Source organism: Sphingobacterium sp. UT-1RO-CII-1 (assembly GCF_026711005.1).
In the GTDB taxonomy this organism is placed as follows: Bacteria; Bacteroidota; Bacteroidia; order Sphingobacteriales; family Sphingobacteriaceae; genus Sphingobacterium.
Genome location: NZ_JAPPVJ010000004.1, coordinates 1 through 24,640, shown reverse-complemented (window position 1 = coordinate 24,640; position 24,640 = coordinate 1). Strand labels below are relative to the sequence as shown.

Sequence of the window (24,640 nt, the reverse complement as noted above, 5' to 3'; positions counted from 1 at the left end):
TATATAATTAAAATTAACTATCACCTTCTGCATAAACGAATTTAGAATTAGGCTGATGGTAAACCGTAGTATAGGGCTCAATACTAGAAGTTAACCAAACGTTACCACCAATAACCGAATGATGGCCTATCACTGTTTTTCCGCCAAGAATAGTAGCCCCAGCATAAATAATAACGTGATCCTCGATAATAGGATGCCGCTGAGTATCAGTCATACTTTTCTCCACACTAAGAGCTCCTAAAGTTACCCCCTGATAAAGCTTAACATGATCGCCTATAATACAAGTTTCACCTATAACTAAGCCTGTACCATGATCTATATATAAGTACTCACCAATACGAGCACCGGGATGTATATCGATACCTGTCTTAGAGTGCGCATATTCCGTAAGAATACGCGGTATTAGAGGAATTCCTGCCTTCCAAAGCTGATGTGCCATTCGATAAACACAAATTGCCATAAAACCAGGGTAAGTCCGAATAACTTCTCGCAGACTTCTTGCTGCTGGATCACCATTCATGATAGCCTGTGCGTCGGTATGCATGGTCTCATAAATTTTAGGTAAATCCATAAAGAACTCTTTAGAGACACGATGATTATCACAATGTGAACAAGCCTTCGTTTTTAACAATAGCTCTAAAAGTTCTGCTTCTGCTTCTTCAAATGCATGCTGAACAGCCTCTACATTGGGAAAACCTAAAGCAGCACGTTCCGGAAACAACAAATGTATTACTCCCATCGCCCAAGATGCAATTCGCTTATTACTAGGCATATCCTGCATCTCTTGTTGTTTTTGATATATATGTAGATAAAAATTTCTCATAGCTTTAAAACCAATTAAATGGGCTTTTGACAACCAAAGGTAAGATAAGCATTAAAAAATCTAACATTTCTATAAGACTAATTTTTCAAATAACTCATTCAAGGTGGCTTCAGCAGAAATACAACTGCCTGGATGAACAAGCGAGCATTGGATTATAGTGCTACGTTTAGCCGTTAACCACCTAAACCGCTCTGCTTGGTCTAATGTTGCCAACTTACCACCCGATTTATCTCCTATACAAATGCGATAAAATGAATCTAAATGCCTTTCAATCAACTTCAAGTCTATAGTCGGATCAATTGACTTACATTTTGCTTCATCTAAAAAATATTTAAAGCCCGCAAACTTTTGATTTCTACAATACAATGCTACACCGACATTTATAAACTCTTCACGCTCCACACGAGGTACGACTCGTACCACAGCATACTCATATACGGTTCTCTCGCTCATGTTCTATCTGTCTTATAAATTTATCCGAATTTGCCAATCTTGTCATTAAAAAAGCAGCATATACATCGCGCACCTCATCTGCATTCAAATCCCTTCCTTCTTCAATCAACCATTCATCCGGAATAATGGAAAGAACATTTCTAATATTTTCCTCCGTAAATACTTTTCTATACATATCGTCCACCTCTCGTACAGTTGTCGCATAGGACAATAAAACATGATCTTTTATCTGAATGAATGGTTTTGCGGCTTGCTCTTCCCAGTTGTCCCACGCGTGATGAAAATACAAAGAGGCTCCATGATCAATTAACCAAAGTTCATTTTTCCATATCAACATATTTGTATTCCGCACGGTACGGTCAACATTCATCATCAACGCATCAAACCATACTATTTTAGAAGCTTCATTTGCCGAAACCTCATCCACATTTGCATCAAAAGTTATCGCACCGTTTAAAAAATGAACTGCTAAATTTTTCCCGACCGAAAATCGCAATAAATCTTGTATCTCTTCGTCAGGTTCGGTCCTAGCAAAAGACTCATCAAGCTCTGCGAACACCATTTCAGGCATTCTCAAATCTAAAAAACGTGCCAACTCACCACCAATAAGCTCTGCAATTAATGCTTTTTTCCCCTGTCCGGCCCCCCTAAACTTTAAAACATAACTAAAGCCGTCATCGGCATCGATTAATCCGGGCAATGACCCTCCTTCTCTAAAAGGCTGAATATATCGGGTTACATGCACATCCCGAATCTCAGGTTTAAACACTTTCATACTTAATTTTTTATATCACGATCTAACACGTTCATTTTTCCGTAAAATACAGTTGCAAACGCAATACCTCACCTCAAAACTAATAAATGCAATTCCATCGTCATTCATTTTTATCCTGTTTATAAAAAAATACGAGAATAAGTACTTGCATTGAAATAAAGTATTCTTTTATACGTATTTAAAATTAATGCTAAAATTTCATTAACCGTGCATAAAATCGACTTAGAATTATCTTAAACCATAATGATTAATGGATCACCTATTAAAAATCACAACGTTTGCCGTCTAAGTAAACAACAAAAAATCTTTACTATAATATCTAAGTAAATTAAAACAATTGTCCCAGTTCTCTATTTAACTAAATAACATATTCTCATTATATTTGTCAAAGTCACTATAATGAATCAAATCAGTAAATGAACATCATTATAGAGTACAACAATGTAATTTCTTATCATAAAAATTTATTTTTAAAAAACAGAAAAACATGGCACAATCTGGCATATCACATTTCCTTCGTCAGGCATAAATCAAGCCTATATTATAGCATGAATAAGGAGAAAAGCAGAACCAGATGATTTTTTTAAAAAAAAGGTACGTTATTACCAAAGAATATATTGACATACATACAACACACTTTAAATTATGTCTTTTCTGCATAATTTAAAGTAGGATAAGCCGTTCAAAAATAAAAACATGGAAACAGACTTCAACCCTACACGCAGTAAAAAAACAAGTACTATAGATATAATACTAGGCATTAGTCGCCTATTCGTGGGCTCTTTATTTATATTTTCAGGTTTTATCAAAGCAAATGATCCTACCGGTTTTGGTTACAAGCTCGAAGAGTATTTTCAAGTTTTCCACCTAAATTTTCTAAACGATTACAGTGCTTGGATTGCGATCTTCATATGCGGTTTCGAAATCTTGTTAGGCGCTTTTTTACTCTTGGGCTTTGCTCGCCAGAAAGTTGCATGGGGTTTACTATTGTTAATTATCTTTTTCACTTTTTTAACATTCTACTCCGCATTTTTCGAAGTAGTTACTTCTTGTGGCTGTTTTGGAGATGCCATACCTCTAACCCCATGGCAGTCATTCGGGAAAGACATCATACTACTGGCTTTCATTTTAATAATTTTTATATATAGAGACCGAATTACACCGATTATTCCTAATGGAGGTTTGAAAAAATTCATTTCAGCCCTAACTATTATTTTATCCTTTGGAATAGGCATATACACTTTTATGTTTTTACCCTTTATTGACTTCCTACCCTACAAAGAAGGCAATAATATACCCCAACTTATGGTTTTACCAGAAGGTGAGGAAAGTGATGTTTATGAATATATATACACTATTAAGAATAAGACAAACGGTGAAAGTAAAAAAGTAACAGACAAAGAGTATATGGACGGTATATGGGAGGATGATAATTGGGAAATACAAGGAGAGCCCAGTTCAAGATTGATAAAGAAAGGTTACGAGATCCCTATCCCAGATTTATTAATATCTGATGCCGAAGGAAATGATGTAACACAAGAAATTATCACAAACCCTTATTATAACTTTGTAGTTGTAAGTACATATGCAGATAAACTAAATACAGCAGACATAATTGCTCTCGATCGTATAAACACAACAATACGTGACCTTGCTACTGATTACAATTTAAGGGCAACTCTACTTACAGCTAGCTCTTCCCAAACAGCAAGCCGTTTGGACGACGAAATGGATTTAGTATTAGAAACTTTTTATGCTGATGCAATACCACTAAAAAGTATGGTCCGTTCTAACCCTGGTATTCTTTTAATGCGTAATGGCGTAATAGAAAAAAAATGGTCAAAATTAACCTTCCCTTCAAAGGAAGAATTAGAGAAAGATTTTTTCAGTAAATAATGGAAAAGCCTATTTTTTTAATCGGATTTATGGGAAGTGGGAAAACCACTCTCGGCAAAAAACTAGCCAAACGCTTAGATAGAAAATTCATCGACATGGATCAAGTTATTGTTGAGAAAATTGGCATGTCCATCCCCGATTACTTTCAACAATATGGAGAAGATAAATTTCGAGAGTTTGAACAACATGTGCTTCGGGAAATGTCCGAAACAAATACAGTAGTCTCTACAGGTGGTGGGAGCCCCTGCTATTTTGACAATATGGACTGGATTAGAGATAATGGTATAGCGGTTTATTTACAACTATCCCCTAAAGCATTACACGCTAGGCTACAACAGTCTAACATCTCAAGCAGACCGGCCTTGAAAGGATTAACCGGAGACAAGTTACTCCATTTCATAGAAACTAAACTTGCTGAAAGAGAACCCTACTACAAACGTGCCCATATAGCAATAGACCAACTTAATAGTAACGTGGAAAGTATTCATCAAATTATAAAAGTACATGCTGAAACTATTTAAGTCTTTTTTCATTCGGAATAACAGCATACCTCATACGCCATGCAAAAGAAAAAATTCTTCCATCTGTTTAATACTTGTAAAAGCATTCCTATTTGGTATCACGACACTCAGCTTAACTAGCTGTTTTAGAGCTAACCAAAACGGAGAGTTCATTCAAAAGAACATATCCGACGCTAACTTTAACTTAAAATCAGTCGAGGATTTATACCAGTTCTTAACCTATTCCGAAAACAGGGTACCACTTATAAGTGCTCACCGTGGTGGACCAGCCTCGAATTATCCAGAAAATGCGATTGAAACATTTCAACATATTGCAAAAAAAATGCCTGTAATTATCGAGTGCGATATTAATATGACCAAGGATTCTATATTAATATTAATGCATGACGCAACATTAGAGCGCACCAGTACAGGGAAAGGAAAAGTAAATGAACACAGCTTTGAAGCAATAAAAAAGCTAAAACTAAAAGATAATCAAGGAGAAACAACCAGCTATAGAATTCCTACGCTAGAACAAGCCCTAGAGTGGGGTGCGGGAAGAGTTATTTTCACACTTGATGTCAAAAAAAATGTACCTTATAACTTAGTTATAGATGCTATAAGAAACAAAAAAGCAGAAGCAAACAGTATAATCATAACTTATAGTGCAGCACAAGCAGCTAAAGTAAATAGACTAGCACCCGATCTTATGATCTCGGCTAGTATAAAAAATGAAAAAGACTTAGTAAGACTTAATGATTATAATATACCCGACACACGTCTTGTCGCTTTTATTGGTAGTAGTCAAGCAGACAGCAATCTAATAAACACCCTTCACCAACATGGAATAATGTGTATTCTTGGAACGATGGGTAACCTCGACAGGCAAGCAAAGTCAAAAGGCGAACAGATGTATGCCGAATATATAGAAAACGGAGCTGATATACTCAGTACAGACCGTCCAATAGAAGCTGGCAAAGCACTAAACTATTATACAAAAAAAAGAAAGTTATCCTCTCCCTATATAAATTGATAACATACAGATAAACCATGTCCTTCAACGTCGAACAACTATCAAAAATATACGGCAAACAGAAAGCCTTAGACAACATCCAATTTAAAACCAAGACAAATTGTATAATTGGTTTTCTTGGGCCAAATGGTGCCGGTAAGTCAACAACTATGAAAATACTTGCAGGCTTACTACCTGCGACAGCAGGAACATGTACAATTAATGGAGTTGATATAACAAAGAACCCCAAAGAAGCAAAAAAAACAATCGGATATCTACCTGAAAACAATCCGCTGTATATGGATATGTATGTACGTGAAATTTTATATTTTGAAGCTCAAACCCATAAAATAAAAAATAAAAAAGAACGTATAGAAGAAGTTATAGTACAAACTGGTTTACTGGAAGAACAGTCAAAAAAAATACACCAATTGTCCAAAGGTTACAAACAACGAGTAGGCCTTGCAATGTGTATATTACACAATCCTGATGTGCTCATACTCGACGAGCCAACCTCTGGCCTAGATCCTAATCAAATATTAGAAATAAGGGCATTAATAAAAAAATTAGGAGAAGAGAAAACAGTTTTAATCTCTACACATATTATGCAAGAAGTTGAAGCTATTTGTGATGAAGTCATCATTATTAATAAAGGCCAACTTAAAGCTCATTTTGATATCACTGAAAAAGAAACCTTATACCCGCAACAATCTCTAGAAAATATTTTTGTTAATTTAACGAAATAAAGCAAACACTTTTTACTCATAAGTGTTATAGTTATAAATATTAATAACTACCGCTTATGAAAAAGTTTACTTTACTATTTTCGCTATTGGCTGCCTTCACATTGGGAGCAAAAGCACAGAAAATTGACGCAACAAGACCGCAGACATCAGAAAATGTCGGCATGGAACCTATCAAAACAGGGAATTGGATGGTAGGAGGAGCATTAGGAAATATTGGCTATAGCTTCGAAGGAAAATCCTTCGGTATTGCTTTGCAGCCAAAAGCAGGTTACTTCGTATCTGATGGAATAGCACTAGGTTTGCAAACGAACTTAGGCTTTCAATCCGTTAAAGACGGTGATGACATTTGGAACTACGGTATCTCCCCATTCGTACGTTATTATTTTCCGGAAGGAGCCAGCTCCACAGGACGTTTCTTTTCTCAAGGTGATATCGGTATCGCAGGTGCCAATGCAGGTAGCGATGTATCATTCGCATTTGGTATTAATCTAGGTTACGCTCATTTCGTTACTAGATCCGTAGCACTTGAAACAACCTTTGGATACAATTACTCTAAAGCTAATATTAATGCTGGAGACAAAAGTACAGGTTTAGGTATTGGTCTTGGATTCCAGATTTATTTACCAGGAAAAAGATAAATAAACCTACCCTTAAAGTAAAAGAGCACCATGTTAATCATTGGTGCTCTCTTGCTTTAGCACAATCATTTTCCTAAATTCGGGGGCACAAAAAAAATAATACATTGTTAAGTATATTTAAAAAAGAAGTAGCCTCTTATTTCAATTCTTTAATCGGTTACTTAGCGATAGCCCTATTTCTCCTAATTACAGGACTTATCTTGTGGGTATTTCCAGAGACCTCGATTATCGATGCCGGTTACGCTTCGCTAGACGGATTCTTTACGCTAGCCCCCTATTTACTTATTTTCCTTATTCCAGCTATCTCGATGCGCTCTATTGCGGGAGAACGAGCTGAAAACACGTTTGACCTGCTGTTTAGTAGACCGAATAGCATCAAAGATATTATCATAGGTAAATATCTCGGCATAATAAGCATCGGCTTTCTTGCCATACTGCCTTCCATAATTTATGCTGTATCTCTTTATTTTATTGCCTATCCAAAAGGTAATATAGACATTGGTGCAACAGTGGGATCTTATCTAGGTCTCTTATTTTTAGTATGCAGCTTTAGTGCTATTAGTATCTTTTGCTCAACACTAACAAAAAACACTATTATAGCCTTTTTACTCGGCATGTTTCTATGCTTTATTGGCTTCTATGGCCTTGAAGAACTTAGTCAGTTATCAGCTATAGAACGTGTCGAAACGACATTAAAATATATCGGAATACAAACACATTACGAAAGTATCAGCCGTGGTGTTCTATTAATAAACGACATTATCTATTTTACCACAATCTCTGCTTTATTTTTGCTCTTCTCGATAGGACATTTAAATAAAGGTTTTAGAGCTCGTCGACAAACCTTCACAACATACGCAATAGCACTCGTTCTTTTCTTTGTTTTAAATCTATGGGTAGCAAACCTATCGACTATTAGAGTTGACTTTACTGAAGACAGCCGCTTCACCTTATCTAACAAGAGTAAACAGTCGCTTAACAAACTTGAGCAACCTATACATATAACTTTATTCCTCGACGGCAAACTTCCGAGCGGTTTTGAGCGCTTAAAGCAATCGACTATAGATATGATTCGCGATATGCAGATCTATAGTAAGGGGAAACTAACAATGAATATTCTCGATCCGCTTGAAGGTAATCAAGATGAGCAACAGCAGTTCACAGCAGCGCTAATAGACCGGGGTATATACCCTACCAACTTAAGTGTTAAAACAAACCAAGGGTTCTCCCAAAAATTAATTTTCCCCAGCGCTGTCGTAAGTACAGAACAACAAGAAATTATAATCAATCTGTTACAACAAAAAGCAGGTATAACTCCCGAAGAAGTTTTAAACAATTCTATTCAAAACCTTGAATATGCGCTTTTATCTGCAATTAGCCAAGCTATTAAAAAAGAAGTCGATTTCATCGGCTTCACAGAAGGTCATGGCGAACCCACAGACTTAGAACTTTATGATGCAATGCATAGCCTACCCGCAGGAAATCAAGTAGGCCGAGTAAATTTAGATTCTGTAACCTATGAATCTCTTGAACAGTTACGAATATTATTTATAGTAAAACCCACAAAACCATTTTCAGAAAGTCAAAAATATAAAATAGATTATTTCGTCCGAAACGGAGGAAGTCTTGTGTGGGCTATTGACCAGATAGACGCAAACTTAGAATACCTAAAAGAAAACGGAAGTCAACCTCTGATTGGCCGCCAGCTCAATATAGATGATCAACTTTTCATGTACGGTTTCCGCATCAACTACAATATTGTAGCTGATCTAAATTGCAGTCAAATCCCCCTAACTATAGGTAATATAGGCAATCAAGCTCAAATAGAACTTGTCCCATGGTACTTTTATCCCATACTAATGCCTACTTCTACCAACCCTATTTTAAAAAACTTAGACGGCATAAAAACTCAATTTATCAGCACAGTAGATACTATTGAGAATGCCGAAATCGAAAAAACCTTACTATTAAGTTCTTCTCCTTTTTCCCGAACACTATCAACACCTTCGTCAATTAGCTTAAAAATGGTAGAAGAAACACCTGATCCTAGAAAATTTCAATCGGACCCAAGTGCTATAGCTTGGCTGGCAGAAGGTAAATTCCCATATATATACGAAAATCGTCCAGCTCCTCCTGGTATAGACACCCCAGTAGATCTAACAGGTATCAGTAAACAGTCTAAAATGGTTGTTTTTGGGGATGGCGATTGGCTAATTAATCAAATAAACACAAAAGATCAATCTCCCTACCCGCTGGGCTGGGATAAATACACAGAACAACAATTCGCAAACAAAGCATTGTTACACAACTTAGTTGATTACCTCCTGAACGATGAAGAACTTATCCTACTCAGAAATAGAGAGGTAAAACTACGCCTCTTAGATAAAGTAGCAATAAGCAATGACAAATTAAAATGGCAAGTTATTAATGTGGCAGCCCCCATAATTTTACTCTCTTTATTTGCATTAGCGCAACAAAGGGTACGAAGGAGAAAGTTTGGAAAAAACTAAAATAAAGAAGGTGCCCTTTTTGGACACCTTCTTTATTTTAAAGCTTTTTCATCGAACCGGTATCTGCCAACCTTAAATGCCAACTAAAAGCTTCTTCCAATAAGTGTGGAGTATGCCCGCCACGTTCGCATGCCCTATCAAAATATGATTGCAACTCCTCTCTGTAATCAGGATGCACGCAATTATCTATAATTTTTTGTGCACGTTCCCTTGGCGCTAAACCACGCAAATCTGCCAAGCCAATATCTGTCACTAAAATATCAACATCGTGCTCAGTGTGGTCTACGTGCGAAACCATGGGCAACACATGTGATATTTTATTGTCTTTAGATGCTGCTTGCGTCACAAAAACACTTAAATAAGCATTACGAGCAAAATCTCCTGAACCGCCGATACCATTCATAATTTTAGACCCTGATATATGCGTTGAATTTACATTCCCGTAAATGTCAAACTCAATTGCCGTATTTATAGCTATAATACCAAGCCTTCTAATCAAACCGGGGGTATTAGAAATATTTTGAGGCCGCAAAACAATTTTATCTCTGTATTTCTGCAAATTCCCAATTACACGTTCATAACATTCTGCCGAAACAGTAATAGAAGATGCAGATGCAAAAGTTAACTTTCCTGAGTCTATCAAGTCAAAAGTACTATCCTGTAACACTTCTGAAAACATAGTCAGATCGTAAAAATTGCTATCCTTAAAGCCCGTCAAAACAGCATTAGCCACTTTTCCAATCCCTGCCTGAATAGGCAATAATCTATCCGTTAAATGTCCAAGTTGAACTTCGCTTTCAAAAAAATCTAATATATGTTTAGCTATAGCTACCGTCTTCGCATCAGGCTCCGCTATATCAGCTGGACTATCTTTTTTATTTGTAAAGACAATCCCTACAATTTTATCAGGATTAATCGGAATCGTCTTTCGACCAATTTTATTCCAAGGCGCAACAATTGGAATAACATTTCTATGTGGATAATCTTCTGCTTTATATATATCATGAATTCCATAAATATCCATGGGGATAGCTTCATTAATCTCTATAATAACTTTTTCGGCCAATTCCGCAAATGTAGCCGAGTTCCCCACAGAAGTTGTAGGTACTAAATTACCATCACGATCAATATATGCTACTTCAAGAACAGCAATATCAACAGAAGGCAAGTTTTTGTTATGCAACAATTCAGCGCTTTCACTTAAGTGTTGATCAATAAATAAAACCTCTCCTGCGTTTATCTTATTTCTTAATACCCTATCCACTTGAAAAGGCATTCTTTTCTTAAGTGCACCGGCTGCTGCTAGCTTTCCATCAGTATCATGACCTAAAGAAGCACCAGTCATTAAAGTAATCTGAATTTTTTCAGTAGTCGCACGCTTAGCAAGCTCTTCCAGTACAACCTTACTATCTCCAGATTTTGTAAAACCACTTGCTCCAACTACCATTCCATCTTCAAAAAACTTCACAGCTTCTTGGGCAGTCATTATTTTATCCTTTAAACTATCTAATTTAATTCTATCGTTAGTCATAATTAACAATTAACCTTCTATGCTTCAAAGCCTTTATTAAGCTATACAATATTAAGCATAATTTAATAATACTTATTATCTATTTTAGCCACTTGTTTATCTATACTTATTGTAAAAGAAAAACTAACTTAACATATACTAATAGGTTAATAGATAAAACTTAGTTTTTGGTTATATCATTAAATTTAAGGAAATTTAAAGCGTGAAGAGCAATTCCATCAACGACCCCTCATTGTATAGCGATAAATACTACATTACAGAAGTAGATACTTATGAAGATAGTATTTATTGTCACCATGCTATGATGCGTGAAGGGATAATTATCGAACATAGTCACAAAAAAGGTCAATTCCTCTACACGGAAGGCGGTATCGTATTCTTACGTACAGAAAAAAAATCTTATTTCCTGCCTGCACGCCATTACATCTGGATTCCTTCAGGAGTGAAGCACAGTATACACCCCAGTAGTCCGGACGTGGTAATGCGGAACCTATATTTCCCTACATTCGATACAGATACTGACTTTTATGACAAAGTAAATATATACCCTGTAAACGACTTCCTCATAGAATTTATCATGTTTACAAATAGATGGACAGGAAACATACTCCCAACAGATGGTAGCAAATACAGCATAGCAAAAGCCTTCAAACTTATATTGCCAGAAGTATCACAAACAGAGCTTCCCCTAGCTCTCCCCTATCCAAGAAATAAAAAGCTCATTGATATTATCGAATTTCTTGAAAGTCGGTTAGATGAAAACATCAGTTTTAAAGAGCTTGCAAAGAAATTTGATATCAGTGAACGTACTTTAGCGCGCCTGTTTCAGAGAGAGCTTAACATGTCTTTCATACAATATTACACGATACTAAGAATGCTTACCGCATTAAAACTATTGTTAGATGAAAAACTTAGTGTCAACGAAACTGCGATGCGGGTGGGATACAGTAGTTTACCGACATTTAGCAATACATTTAACAAAATTATTGGGATACGACCCAGTGAATATATTAAAAACAAAAATTTATTACTTTAATAACTTAAACCATGAAACGAATTTTCATATTTTCAATTGTCGCAAGCTTATTTTTCACGAGCTGCTCCGGGCAGTCAACATCAACAACCTTAGATGAGCAGCCTGAAGCAATACAATTATTTAATGGTAAAGACATCAATGATTGGACTCCCAAAATAAGACTTCATGAAGTCGGAGACAATTACGCAAATACATTCCGTGTAGAAGACGGACTACTAAAAGTTAGATATGATGGCTATGATGAGTTTAATCAACAATATGGTCACCTCGCCTACAACACTCCTTACGGATATTACTTTCTACGTGTAGAATATCGTTTTATCGACGAACAAGCCAAAGGTGGTGAAGGTTGGGCATGGAGAAATAGTGGAGCTATGCTACATGGACAAGATCCACAAACAATGCTTAAAGATCAAGATTTCCCAATATCTATTGAAGGTCAATTTTTAGGAGGCAATGGCACAGACGAAAGAACAACATCCAATCTGTGTACCCCAGGTACTAATGTAGTAGTAAATAATGAGCTGTTCACACCACATTGCCTAAGTTCTACTTCAAAGACTTATCATGGTGATGAATGGGTAACAGCAGAGTTTTTGGTATTGGGAGATTCTATCGTACAACATATTATGGATAAAGAAGTGGTATTAGAATATTTTAAACCACAAGTAGGAGGTGGAAGTGTATCTAATCACAATCCTGATGTAAAACAAGACGGCAAACTATTAGATAAAGGTTTCATCTACCTACAAAGTGAAAGTCACCCAATAGATTTCAGAAAAGTAGAACTATATGATCTATCGCCATACAAAGATGATCAAGAAAAATTAAACAAGGTTATTCAAAACATACGTTAATGAAAAAGGAGAATCAAATTTGATTCTCCTTTTTTTTCTATTCTGACATCATCTTAACAAAGATAACAGACCTCTACAGGTTTAGTCTACTTTTATAAAACAAGAAAAGGGATACGCTTAGCGCATCCCTAAATATTCTTGACAATCTAACAACTTAACCTAATTTATTAACTAATTTAGTTAATTTTGATTTGTTATTTGATGCTTTTTTCTTGTGAATAACGTTTTTCTTAGCTAAACGATCAAGCATAGAAACAACTTTTGGTAACAACGTTTTTGCCTCTTCAACATTTGTTGTTGTACGTAATTTTTTGATTGCGTTACGTGTAGTTTTTGCTTGGTAACGATTTCTTAAACGTTTTGCTGCGTTTGCTCTAATTCTTTTAATCGCTGATTTATGATTTGCCATTTTCTTAGCTATTTTATTTTCTTTATATTACAATTTCGGAACGCAAAAATAACATGTTATTTCCACTATTCAAAATCTATTTGCAAAAAACAGTAAAACATCATTCATGTTTTCTAGCAACCTTAAAAAAAACACTACAGAACGCTCATTATCAATACTTATACATTTAATTACTTCAAAAGTATAAAAATTTTTACTTTTGAAGTTCACATTTTAAATAAAAATGCAAAAACTATCAATGGATCAGCTGAATAGACCTGATGTAGAGTCATTCAAAAAACAAGAGAAAACACCTATTGTTATTGTTTTAGATAATGTCAGAAGCATGCATAATGTAGGTTCAGCTTTTCGAACTGCAGACGGCTTTGCTGTCGAAAAAATAGTCCTCTGCGGCATAACAGCAACACCACCCCATCGCGAAATAGAAAAAACAGCTCTAGGTGCCACACAGTCTGTTGATTGGGAGCACTCTCCTTCAGCAGCCCAAACTATAAGTAATCTAAAAGAAAATGGTTACATAGTATTAGCTGTAGAACAAGCACAAGGGAGTATAAATTTAGAAAATTTTGAAATTAAATCAGATCAAAAATATGCATTAATCTTTGGCAACGAAGTGCATGGCGTTTCAGAAGAATTAATGGCAGAAGTTGATGCTTGTATAGAAATTCCCCAGTTTGGCACAAAACATTCCTTTAATGTTTCAGTAGCCATAGGCATAATAACTTGGCATTTTACATATAAGTCGATGCTTTTTCAAAAAAATGGTACAATAGAGCCTGCTTAATTTTTAGAAGTCATTGCAAAATAGTAGATTTGCTTTGCAAAAAAACAGAAAAAATGAGTGTATTAGTAAATAAAGATTCTAAGGTAATTGTACAAGGATTTACCGGAAACGAAGGTACTTATCATGCGTCTCAGATGATTGAGTACGGGACGAATGTTGTTGGTGGTGTAACGCCGGGTAAAGGTGGACAATCTCACCTAGATCGCCCTGTCTTCAATAGTGTGCAGGATGCAGTTGATGCCACTGCTGCTAACGTTTCCATTATTTTCGTTCCGCCTGCATTTGCTGCTGATGCAATTATGGAAGCTGCACAAGCTGGTATAGAAGTTATCGTGTGTATCACCGAGGGTATACCTACTAAAGATATGATTCAAGTAAAATCATACTTGAGCGATAAAAATTCACGTTTAATTGGACCGAACTGTCCTGGAATCATCACTGCTGATGAAGCTAAAGTTGGAATCATGCCTGGTTTTATCTTTAAAAAAGGTAATGTAGGCGTTGTATCTAAATCAGGGACATTAACATACGAAGCTGTTGACCAAACAGTGAAAGCAGGATTAGGAATTACAACCGCAATTGGAATAGGTGGAGACCCTATCATCGGGACTACAACAAAAGAAGCTGTAGAACTACTCATGAATGATCCAGAAACAGAAGCAATTATCATGATCGGTGAAATTGGTGGAGGAATGGAAGCAGAAGCTGCACAGTGGATTAAAGAAAACGGAACTAAACCAGTAGTAGGGTTTATTGCAGGACAAACAGCGCCTCCAGGACGCCGTATGGGACATGCTGGAGCTATCGTGGGTGGAGCAGATGATACGGCTGCTGCAAAAATGAAAATCATGCGTGAATGTGGTATTCGTGTAGTAGAATCACCTGCAGAAATCGGCGCAGCTATAGCAGAAGAATTAGCTAAAAAATAAATATATAGTTAAGCATAAATAATAAAAGCTCGCCTATGAACATAAGCGAGCTTTTATTATTTTATTTGTCATCTGCAGACGGACCATAAATCCCTGGAACAGGAATGTCCAACAAACGCATATAAACAGTAAGTTGACCACGGTGGTGTATTAAGTGATTGGTAACAATAAACCGTAGCGCTCCTACTCTAGGCATACGCGCAATTACATGATCACCTGCCTTAAGCGTCCACTCTACAAACCATTTTTCTTCTGACATTTCTTCAATTACCTTTTTATTGGCTTCGTGCCCCTCTTCTAAAACTGCCTTCAAATCAGCTATAGAAGTAATCTTTAAAGGCTGATAATCTACATGAAAATCAAAAACATCTTTATGAATTGCTTTTGCAACCCAGTTATGCAATTCGACCACATGGGCAGCCAACTCTCCCATAGTCATTGATTTTTCGTGAGGACGCCAATCTAAATGCGCATCCGGTATACTATTTAAGATACGTTCTGTATTTTTAAGTTCATGATCTAACTCGATCAGATAGCTTTGTTTAATACTCATATGTCTACATTTATTTATATCATGAAATTAGTCATAAATTTAAAGCTATGCAATCCATCCTTTGTTAAATTCTCGTAAAGAACCAAAAACAATAAAAGACATTTATATCCTTTATTGAATAATTACTATATTTGGGAAATAAGATATAAAACAAATGGAAATAGTATCGCTTTTAGAAAATGTCACTTTTGGGGACAAACAACCCGCCGTACAGGTTTTAATAAACAATGACTTTTGTAAAGAAATAAGAATTGCTTTTCGGGAAGGACAAGAAATGAAAGCCCATAAAGCTCCATATCCCATTATTATTGAAATCGTAAAAGGACATATTGATTTCGGTATCGGAGATGAGCGTGTACAATTAACTGCAGGATCACTGATAACATTAGATAGTCATGTTATACATGATCTAAAAGCTACTAAAGAAAGTATCGTACGACTCTCTCTTCATAAAGCCGATCAAATAGATCGCGTTCAACAAGTAGTAACAGCATAATAAGCGATGGGTTTCTTTTCTAAAACATGTGAATACGCTATGCGCGCGGTTTTTTACATAGCTTGTCATTCAGAAAACGGATATCGTCCCGGTATCAAAGAAATAGCAGAAAACATTAATTCACCTGAGCATTTTCTAGCTAAAATTTTGCAAAAGCTCAGTAAAGAAGGCATAGTTTCGTCTATAAAAGGTCCTAATGGAGGCTTCTTCATCGAAGCTAATGGCCTACATCGTCCATTAGCAGATATTATCACAAGTCTTGAAGGGGACGAAATTTTTACAGGGTGTGGAATGGGGTTAAGTTATTGTTCAGAAACTAATCCTTGCCCATTGCATAGTGAATTTAAAAAAGTAAGAAATCAATTGACTCAAATGCTCTACAGCACAACTATTGGTGAATTTAACGAAGACTTACTCAGTGGCGCACTAACTTTAAAGAAATAAACGGACGCAACTAAAAGTTGTTTACAATTTAACTAAACTATACTCTAATAAAAGACAAAAACATCCTTTAATATATTTTTATGACAACAGATCAAATACAGCAGGTAAAAAACACAATTCCTGTATTAAAAGAGCACGGTGTGCTACTAACTAAACATTTCTATAAACGAATGTTCACGCACAATCCCGAATTAAAAAATGTGTTTAACATGGGAAATCAACAAAACGAAAGACAACAAACAGCTTTGGCTATGGCTGTTCTTGCGTATGCAGAACATATCGAGGATCCCTCTGTATTAATGTCTGCTGTAAATCACATTGGACAGAAACATACTAGCCTTGACATTCGTCCAGAACATTATGAGATTGTGGGCAAACATCTAATAGCTTCGATTGCCGAAGTACTCGGAAAAGCCGCAGGTCCTGATCTTTTAGAAGCGTGGACACTTGCTTACCAGCAACTTGTCCATATAATGACAACACACGAACAAAAGTTATATAATGAACAAGTAAAAAGTAAGGGGGGGTGGACAGGTTGGCGTCCCTTCTTAGTAAAACAAAAAATAAAAGAATCAGACGAAATAACATCTTTTTACCTATACCCTGCAGATGCTGGAAATGTGGCTAGCCACCTACCTGGACAATACTTAAGTATTCGTTTATTTTTACCTGAATTAAATTTGATGCAACCTCGGCAATACAGCATTTCCTGCTCACCAAATGGAGAGTTTTATCGGATATCTGTAAAAAAAGAAACGGGTAATGACCACCCTGATGGCCTTATCAGTAATCGTCTTCATAATAACATAAACATTGGTGATGTCGTAGAACTTACAGCTCCAGCGGGATCTTTCACACTAAACAAACAGGGACAACCACATAAAGTCTTTATTAGCGGTGGAGTTGGACAAACCCCTCTGCTTTCCATGCTAGAAGATCTCACTAATGAAACGCAAACGCGAGAAAATAAAATAACCTGGATTCATGGATGTCGTAACGAACAAGTGCATGCTTTTAAAGATAGAATAGCAGAAATAACTAAAAGCTACAACGCACTCAAGCAACACATTTTTTACGAAAACAAGCAATTAAACGAAAACAAAAATTATCATGGACGTGTCGAATTAGAACCACTAAAAGAAGAAATCGTAGGGGATCAAACAGAATATTATATTTGTGGCCCTGCACCATTTATTAAAAAGCATTATAATTTCTTACTCGAAAACGGTGTAACTAAAGACAGTATATATTTTGAGGAGTTTGGCCCCTCTTCATTACAGCTTAATTAAAGAAAGAGATTAACGAATTAGTATCTTATCAGACGCTATCGCTAAAATCGGTGATTTTATACATTTTTCATAAAACCACCGATTTTTTGTGATAGTTTTTACCGTACGCAACGGTATTCACTTACTTGTATTGTTCATTAATTTTTTGCACTTCGTCAAACTCCATTTCAATCTTCTTAGAAACTGGCTTAGTTAAGAAAGAAACTATTACTATAGTAATAAAACCTAAAATAAAGCCTGGAATAATCTCATACACTTCTTTATAATCATGTGGGACATATACCCATAATAAAACCACCGCTCCACCAACAATCATTCCTAATAACGCCCCAAGAGAAGTCGTTCGCTTCCATAGCAACGATAAAATAATCAACGGCCCAAAAGCAGCACCGAAACCAGCCCATGCATTCCCTACCAAATCCAATATACTATCTTTAGGGCTGAGTGATAATACAAGTGCAATGACAGCGACTATTAGGACAGATACCCGACTCATAACTAACATATTTTTAGCCGACGCGTTTTTATTTAAAAAATTCTTATACAAATCTTCCGTCATTGAGCTTGATGTTACCAATAACTGAGAAGATATAGTACTCATTACAGCAGCTAAAATAGCTGACAATAAAAAACCGCCTATCAATGGATGAAACAATACACGTGAAACGTGAATAAAAATAGTTTCTGCAAGCTCTTTTGAAGAATCAAAGCGCGACATTGTATCCACATCAAACTGGTGCAAATATGCTATACCGAAAAGCCCCACCAACATAGCGCCACCTACTGTAAATATCATCCAGCTGATTCCGATTCTACGCGCTTTTTTCAAATCCTGAACCCGTTCTATCGCCATGAAACGCACTAAAATATGCGGCTGACCAAAATATCCTAAGCCCCAAGCCAGCAAAGAAAGTATAGATATAGTTGTAGTACCTGTAAATAGATTTAAATAATTAGGGTCTTTATTTTCAATAATAGATAAAGTAGTTCCCAATCCTCCAACTTGAGATACCAACACGATAGGTACTACAACAAGTGCAGTAACCATAATAGTACCCTGAACAAAATCAGTTAAGCTAACCGCCAAAAAACCACCTAAAAAGGTATACAATACAACAACAGAAGAAGTCACGAGTAATCCCGTATAATAATCCATACCAAAAGCCGACTCAAAAAGTCTTCCCCCCGAAACCATACCAGCTGAAGTATACAACGTGAAAAATATTAAAATAAATACAGAAGATACCAACTTCAATAAATGCGTCTTATCATGAAATCTATTTTCAAAAAAAACTGGCAGGGTAATCGCATTCTTAGCTATCTCTGTATAAATTCTTAAACGTGGTGCAACAATAAGGTAATTAAAAAAAGCACCTGTAGTTAAACCTATCGCAATCCACGAACTTGAAAGCCCCGACAAGTACATTGCACCAGGAAGTCCCATTAACAGCCAACCGCTCATATCTGCAGCACCAGCCGATAGTGCAGTCACGGCAGCTCCCATTTTTCTTCCACCAATCAAAAATTCCTCAGAATTACTGGTAGATTTTCTATAAGAATACACACCTATTGCAATCATCAATAGCATATATAATCCGATAGATATTAATTCATATATATTCATATGTATTTAATTATTTCATGAGCTCGCAAGCCCGGTTTGTTTTTCAATGGTCATACGGATTCCTCCATTACATTTGTGTAGCAAAAAAATATAAAAATTTCATATATATCTTTTTTTTACAAAACAGGTTTAATCACCAAAGTCTCCATATACTGATTAAACACTTTTTCTGCTTTAACATTTGTTTTCGACAAATTATAGAGCATCTGGATTGCTTCTCCCTGATAGTTATAGTAATTTAAAGAATTAATTAATAAATCTACTGCTCCTTCGACATCTCCTTCATTTTCTTTTAACAACGCATTAGTCAAAGAAAAACTAGATTTATAAAAAATAGAATCATCGACCGCAAGTTGCTCATAAATTTTCCGAGCATCTTCACCCCGATCAGCTTTCAGCAATAATCTTACCAAGCGTAAATTAGACAAAACGTCAAGTCTTTCTAACTCATTGTCTTTACTTGTTAATCTATCTAAAAAAATGTTGCCTTCTTTTTTTTCACCCAAGCCTATATAAGCCTCTGCAATCAAAAGCTCAAATTCGGGTCTATTCACTTGAGATGCTTGTAAAGTCCGATATAACGGCAGCATATTTTTCAAAGCTCCCTCAAAATCTTTGCTAGCTAATAAAACTTCAACATACTGCGTGCGAAGCGCGTAATTCTGTGGTTTCTGAGACACTAAATAAGCCAACAAATTTTCACTATCGTTGTCGCCTAGCAAACCTAAATGATAGGCTTTAAAAGCTTTTGCTTCATTTTTTCGATCACGTAAATATGTAGATATCTCAGAAGCATTCAAAATATACTCTTCCGCCACTGCTAGTGCTTCTTCTAACAAACCTCTATTATAATAAAAGTTTCTCAAAGCATTAAAAGCCGTTGCCTTCTCCATATAGTCATCTTCTAAGTCATATGCTTTTCGTAACAAATAAGCTTGTTTATCAAATGCATCGGGAAACATTACCTTCACTAAATAAGCTTCAGTACTATATATAGGAGCATATAAAGAGTCTATACTTTTAGCTCTATCAATAAAGCTTTCGGCTTCGGTAAAACGTGACTCCCTCGTAAGGAACTCAGCATATCTTAAATGAGCAGGAATATACTTAGAATCATATTGCAAAGCTGTATCCAACAAAACATAAGCATCTTGTAAATCAATACGACCTGCCTTACTTGCTAAATTTAAATATACTTGCGCCCAATTAGATGCCATTGCAGATTTGTCACCTGACAAGTACGCACGTTCCTTTGCTACAAGCTCATCCAAAAAAGCATACATTTCCGGATCTTTCGACTTTAAATCTGATAAAGTATTCATAGATTTAAAATCTAAGGGATGAACTTTGACCTTCTCAAAATAAGCCGGATAAGTCTGAGCAAAATATTCAGATTCGTTATTTTGCGAATAATAATCAAGAGTCAGTCCATTTTCCATCGCCTGATAATATAGCTGCTTAATTCTCCTATTTTGCTCATCAGTTGTAACCTGCGAGTGGAAAAGGTGTACATATTCATGCAGCAATACATTTCTCTCTTCAAAAGCACCACGTTCGACATACTCTATTGCAGCCGCACCACTACCTACCCCTCTAATATCCATCCATTGCCGATTGTCAAAAGTTGTATTAAAACGAAAATAAGGAGCTTTCATCGCTAAAGCCAAGTCAATATGTAATGGAGGTATAACATAGGCACGGTGCTGCTTTACTAAGAAAGGAAAATAAACTACTGAAGTATATAATTGATTCCACGCCATTCCTTTAGCAACATTTCCTGGATAATAGCCAACATCTGGAAACACCTCGAGAAAATCATCCATATTGGTAATATCAGGAGACCTTAGTTGCCCCATAATAGTCTCATATGTGCTAAGATATGGGATTCGCTTAGACTTCAAAACTGCTGCCAAGCCATTATGCGCAGGCCCATAATGCTTCTTCTTTGATAAAACATGAATAAAATTATCCTGTGCTTTATCTAACTGTTCACTACGATTTATATTATCAAAGTCACTATATAATAATGAAGCACGATGCATTGCAGGCAAAACCGAATTAACATATTCTCTTTCAACAGCGGAGATAACTTCTAAAGCCTCATTTAATTTATTTGCTGAGAAAAGTGAATCTGCTTCATCCAATGCTTTACGAATTTCAGTTTCATGCTCGTCAACATAGTCTGCATAAGTTCTATTCGTATGTCCGTTACCTAAATGCCAGTGGGTTTGATAATGTAACTGATTAATATTTAATGCTAAATCCCATTGAGCAACCATATCATCCAATTGCGTAGCATCAATACGTCTCCATATAGCATACCCATAATAAAAACGAGCGTCTGCATTTAGCGGGTCTAATCTTAGGCCTTTCACAAGATTTTCTTCTGCTTCCTTAGGTCGTTGATCCCAAAAATACACTTCTGCCTTCAAAAAATAGCCAGAAGCATCGGCATCATTATAGCTAATCATTGCATCCGCTAAGGAAAGAGCCTCCCTATATTTCTTCTGCAACAATAAGGCTCTACCCAAAACCAAACTACTCTCTCGGTCCTTAGGGTATTCGTTCAGCTGCTTTAACATTCTTCTTTCAGCATCTTCCAACTTCCAAGCTTCAATATCTAAAGTTGCTAGAATGCGCTGTATACGAAAATCATGCTGATCATCTTGCGAAAGAAGCTTTAATTCATTCTCAACTCCAGCAAAATCATTATTCAACCATAAGTAAAGAGATTTTAATTCAGCTTTTTCTATAGCGTTTATCTTAGCACCATCTTTTATACTATTTAGAACAAAATCCCAATCTCCAATCGCTAATAATCTCTTCAGTGCTTTATAACTTTCTTGAGTATTAGCCTTAGCGATTGCTCTGTTTTTCTTTTTCTCCCCTACAAGTACTTCATTTACATAATCAGTATCATTGATTAAGTCTTGCCCATACGTCATGTACGAAGAGCAAAATAGAAAGCAAATAATTACAAGAATAGACCTATTAATATTCATTCAACAATTTATTATAAAATAAAAGAAGCCTTTCTATTAAAAAGGCTTCTTAGCACCTTAATATTTAGCAGGTTCCCCTTTATTCGGAGTTGATTTTTTTATAAATTCACGAATATCCTCATTCGCTTTTATAAGATCTTCCTTCCTAAGATACATCATATGTCCACTTCTATATCCTTTAAAACTCATTCTATCAGATAACTTACCAGAAGGATCCATATGCCACATATTGTATTTAGCATTAAAATAATCCGTTGCTCCGTCATAATAACCTGATTGCACCATCATATGCAAATAAGGATTTGCAGCCATTGCTTGGCGTAAACTTAAACCTGTACGGTCATTACTTCTATCCCATGGGTGAACAGGACCAAACATGTTATACTTAACATCAGTTTTATAATTTAGTACATTTGCGTAATAATGATTAATAGCTGGTGTAAAAGAGTGTAACCAAGATGTTAATTCTGCGTTATAATCTGGACGTTCACCGGCATCTCTAAAATCAATTCCTAAATATCTCGAATCCAAACGACCTATTGTTCGGCCATCTTCCCTTAAAAGTTCTTTCCAAAAAAGTGAAGTCGAAACATCTAGATTATTCTGAGAAATTACAGACTCAGACAAGCCTGAATATGCTGCCATTTTTTTAACAACGCTTGCTTTCTCTTCAGCCGTAATACTATAACCTTTGGAAACAGCTGGTAATAACTCATGCACAGTAAAATTCTCTACCTCTGGTAGGAATTCTTCTAACTCTCTATTTTGAAAATCAGGATTGAGCCTTTTATGATACCAAGCCGCCGCTGCAAAATAAGGAAGACGGTTTGCCGTTGATACAGCGCCTTCTCGAGCAATTCCCAAATCAGTAGGCGATACCAAAATAACTCCATTCAAATACATCCATTGTGCATTTTGCAGTTCAAGTGCTAAACCAGACACTCTAGTTGTACCATAACTTTCCCCTATTAAATATTTAGGTGACAACCAACGATCATTCCGAGTTACAAAAGTATTAATCCACTCTGCCAAATATTTAATATCCGCATTCGTACCAAAAAACTGAGAACGATCTGCTTTATCATCTAATATACGCGAATAACCCGTATTGATCGGATCAACATAAACAATATCTGCAACATCCAAAATCGAATATGCATTATCTTTTATACCATAAGGCTGGATAGGATACCCCTCATCATCTATATTGAGCAAAACAGGTCCTGTATAAGCAATATGCATCCATACAGAACCAGAGCCCGGTCCACCATTAAACGAGACAACTAAAGGTCTATTTGAACGATCTTGAACATCATCTCTTGTATAATAGCTATAATGTACAGTAGCAATAACTTTTCCATCTCCGTTCCAAACAGGTTGTGTCCCTACCTTTGCAGTATAACTAAACCGTTGACCATTTGCTGTTAATTGGTGCTTGGTAACAACTGCCGTATCAGCCTGAGGCAAACGCTGACTTTGTGCAGCAATACACAAAAAAGAACCGACGACTAATAAAAAAAATCTTTTCATAAACTTAGATCATATATGCGTTGTTAAATAAACGTCCTACTCTACAAGAGTAAAAAGCTAGCTTTAAAATAGACCATTAAAGTAAGTATAACTTCTAAAACAGACAACATCTTAGTGATAAAAAAAACATAAAAACAATTAACGTAAACTCTAGGGCAAAAAAAGTTTATCATCCATCGTGACAATGGACTTACAACTTTAAAAGAAGATAAATGATAAACATTATATTTTCTTTAAATTCATACGTGAAATTCGATTCTTAAATGCAAATAATTGGTATTTCAGCACTCATATAAAATATCAGTACTACATTATCCCCGTTTTTATTCATACAAGTGTGTACGCTCTTTCGTAGTCACTCAGATTATCAGCTATATTATCGAAAAACTAACAGAAAGTAAAAGATTGGGGAATCTACAGCTCAGCACGCAAAGCTGACAACGGTTTAATAAAAATGCTATAACACAAAAAAGCCCTTGCTGATCTAGCAAAGGCTTTCTGTATAAAATTAGGCACCGACCTACTCTCCCACCTGTTACGGCAATACCATCGGCTCTGGCGGGCTTGACTGCTCTGTTCGGAATGGGAAGAGGTAGACACCGCCGATATAGGCACCTGAATATCTTAATATTTTCAATGAATGAATAAGTAAAACTCATAACACTGAAAATTGACAACTATTGAAAGAAAAAAAACAATAAAAGAAAGACAACAGATGCTATCAGCTATGGAAAGCTTCGGGCGATTAGTATTACTCGGCTTTGATATCTCTACCTTTAGACCTGTAACCTATCAACGTCGTA

Annotated in this window: 22 protein-coding genes and 1 rRNA gene; 13 read left to right on the top strand and 10 right to left on the bottom strand. The window is 36.0% G+C overall.

Translation table 11 applies throughout. The annotated features are described in order from the left end of the window. Positions 1–13: 13 nt before the first annotated feature. The 3 genes from epsC to ORI89_RS09910 form a co-directional block, all read right to left on the bottom strand. A complete protein-coding gene (gene epsC, locus ORI89_RS09920; RefSeq protein ID WP_268230319.1) occupies positions 14–823 on the bottom strand; it encodes a serine O-acetyltransferase EpsC in 810 nt (269 codons plus the stop codon). A 69-nt stretch (positions 824–892) separates the two neighbouring features. Then, positions 893–1,276 (bottom strand): DUF3037 domain-containing protein, encoded by a 384-nt coding sequence (locus ORI89_RS09915; RefSeq protein WP_268230318.1) that lies wholly within the window; start codon positions 1,274–1,276, stop codon positions 893–895. Next, complete coding sequence (locus ORI89_RS09910; protein WP_268230317.1) at positions 1,254–2,051, bottom strand: HipA family kinase; 798 nt, start codon at positions 2,049–2,051, stop codon at positions 1,254–1,256. Before ORI89_RS09910 ends, ORI89_RS09915 begins: the two co-directional genes overlap by 23 nt. Before the next feature lie 696 nt (positions 2,052–2,747). Between ORI89_RS09910 and ORI89_RS09905 the strand changes: the two genes are divergently transcribed. From ORI89_RS09905 to gldG, 6 genes are all read left to right on the top strand, one after another. Further along, positions 2,748–3,947, top strand: a complete 1,200-nt coding sequence (locus tag ORI89_RS09905; protein ID WP_268230316.1) for a BT_3928 family protein — start codon at positions 2,748–2,750, stop codon at positions 3,945–3,947. Continuing rightward, positions 3,947–4,468, top strand: a complete 522-nt coding sequence (locus ORI89_RS09900; RefSeq protein WP_268230315.1) for a shikimate kinase — start codon at positions 3,947–3,949, stop codon at positions 4,466–4,468. Before ORI89_RS09905 ends, ORI89_RS09900 begins: the two co-directional genes overlap by 1 nt. After that, positions 4,452–5,480 (top strand): glycerophosphodiester phosphodiesterase family protein, encoded by a 1,029-nt coding sequence (locus tag ORI89_RS09895; RefSeq protein WP_268230314.1) that lies wholly within the window; start codon positions 4,452–4,454, stop codon positions 5,478–5,480. Before ORI89_RS09900 ends, ORI89_RS09895 begins: the two co-directional genes overlap by 17 nt. 17 nt (positions 5,481–5,497) lie before the next feature. After that, the gene (locus ORI89_RS09890; RefSeq protein WP_268230313.1) at positions 5,498–6,205 is read left to right on the top strand and encodes an ATP-binding cassette domain-containing protein; all 708 of its coding nucleotides are present in this window, start codon (positions 5,498–5,500) and stop codon (positions 6,203–6,205) included. 56 nt (positions 6,206–6,261) lie between these two features. Further along, positions 6,262–6,843 (top strand): hypothetical protein, encoded by a 582-nt coding sequence (locus tag ORI89_RS09885; protein ID WP_268230312.1) that lies wholly within the window; start codon positions 6,262–6,264, stop codon positions 6,841–6,843. A gap of 104 nt (positions 6,844–6,947) precedes the next feature. Then, a complete protein-coding gene (gene gldG / locus ORI89_RS09880) occupies positions 6,948–9,353 on the top strand; it encodes a gliding motility-associated ABC transporter substrate-binding protein GldG (RefSeq protein ID WP_268230310.1) in 2,406 nt (801 codons plus the stop codon). A 37-nt stretch (positions 9,354–9,390) separates the two neighbouring features. Here the strand turns inward: gldG and ORI89_RS09875 are convergent, their stop codons facing one another. After that, a complete protein-coding gene (locus ORI89_RS09875) occupies positions 9,391–10,884 on the bottom strand; it encodes a succinate CoA transferase (RefSeq protein WP_268230309.1) in 1,494 nt (497 codons plus the stop codon). Positions 10,885–11,086: 202 nt separating this feature from the next. Here ORI89_RS09875 and ORI89_RS09870 point away from each other — a divergent pair, with 202 nt between their 5' ends. Further along, positions 11,087–11,920, top strand: a complete 834-nt coding sequence (locus ORI89_RS09870; protein WP_268230308.1) for a helix-turn-helix transcriptional regulator — start codon at positions 11,087–11,089, stop codon at positions 11,918–11,920. 11 nt (positions 11,921–11,931) lie between these two features. Further along, positions 11,932–12,777 (top strand): 3-keto-disaccharide hydrolase, encoded by an 846-nt coding sequence (locus tag ORI89_RS09865; protein WP_268230307.1) that lies wholly within the window; start codon positions 11,932–11,934, stop codon positions 12,775–12,777. 154 nt (positions 12,778–12,931) lie between these two features. Here ORI89_RS09865 and rpsT read toward each other — a convergent pair whose 3' ends face one another. Further along, positions 12,932–13,186, bottom strand: coding sequence for a 30S ribosomal protein S20 (gene rpsT / locus ORI89_RS09860; protein ID WP_268230306.1), 255 nt, complete (start codon positions 13,184–13,186; stop codon positions 12,932–12,934). Between the two features lie 223 nt (positions 13,187–13,409). On the opposite strand from rpsT, the gene ORI89_RS09855 reads away from it, so the two are divergent. Further along, positions 13,410–13,970 (top strand): RNA methyltransferase, encoded by a 561-nt coding sequence (locus tag ORI89_RS09855; protein ID WP_268230305.1) that lies wholly within the window; start codon positions 13,410–13,412, stop codon positions 13,968–13,970. Between the two features lie 53 nt (positions 13,971–14,023). Continuing rightward, entirely contained in the window at positions 14,024–14,899 is an 876-nt protein-coding gene (gene sucD / locus ORI89_RS09850) for a succinate--CoA ligase subunit alpha (protein ID WP_268230304.1), read from the top strand. Positions 14,900–14,960: 61 nt separating this feature from the next. On the opposite strand, the gene ORI89_RS09845 is transcribed toward sucD, so the two are convergent. Next, positions 14,961–15,452, bottom strand: a complete 492-nt coding sequence (locus tag ORI89_RS09845) for a DinB family protein (protein ID WP_268230303.1) — start codon at positions 15,450–15,452, stop codon at positions 14,961–14,963. Between the two features lie 154 nt (positions 15,453–15,606). Here ORI89_RS09845 and ORI89_RS09840 point away from each other — a divergent pair, with 154 nt between their 5' ends. The 3 genes from ORI89_RS09840 to hmpA all read left to right on the top strand — a co-directional run bounded on the left by ORI89_RS09840 (position 15,607) and on the right by hmpA (position 17,681). After that, positions 15,607–15,948, top strand: a complete 342-nt coding sequence (locus tag ORI89_RS09840; RefSeq protein WP_268230302.1) for a cupin domain-containing protein — start codon at positions 15,607–15,609, stop codon at positions 15,946–15,948. Positions 15,949–15,954: 6 nt separating this feature from the next. Further along, positions 15,955–16,392: an RrF2 family transcriptional regulator gene (locus tag ORI89_RS09835; protein ID WP_268230301.1), complete on the top strand. Its 438-nt coding sequence runs from the start codon at positions 15,955–15,957 to the stop codon at positions 16,390–16,392. An 80-nt stretch (positions 16,393–16,472) separates the two neighbouring features. Continuing rightward, positions 16,473–17,681: an NO-inducible flavohemoprotein gene (hmpA, locus tag ORI89_RS09830; RefSeq protein ID WP_268230300.1), complete on the top strand. Its 1,209-nt coding sequence runs from the start codon at positions 16,473–16,475 to the stop codon at positions 17,679–17,681. Between the two features lie 121 nt (positions 17,682–17,802). On the opposite strand, the gene putP is transcribed toward hmpA, so the two are convergent. The 4 genes from putP to rrf all read right to left on the bottom strand — a co-directional run bounded on the left by putP (position 17,803) and on the right by rrf (position 24,456). Further along, positions 17,803–19,305 (bottom strand): sodium/proline symporter PutP, encoded by a 1,503-nt coding sequence (gene putP / locus ORI89_RS09825; protein WP_268230299.1) that lies wholly within the window; start codon positions 19,303–19,305, stop codon positions 17,803–17,805. A 116-nt stretch (positions 19,306–19,421) separates the two neighbouring features. Beyond that, complete coding sequence (locus ORI89_RS09820) at positions 19,422–22,307, bottom strand: tetratricopeptide repeat protein (protein ID WP_268230298.1); 2,886 nt, start codon at positions 22,305–22,307, stop codon at positions 19,422–19,424. A 57-nt stretch (positions 22,308–22,364) separates the two neighbouring features. Beyond that, entirely contained in the window at positions 22,365–23,837 is a 1,473-nt protein-coding gene (locus ORI89_RS09815) for a S10 family peptidase (RefSeq protein ID WP_268230297.1), read from the bottom strand. Positions 23,838–24,344: 507 nt separating this feature from the next. Beyond that, positions 24,345–24,456: ribosomal RNA gene (gene rrf, locus ORI89_RS09810) — 5S ribosomal RNA — on the bottom strand. Positions 24,457–24,640 lie beyond the last annotated feature (184 nt).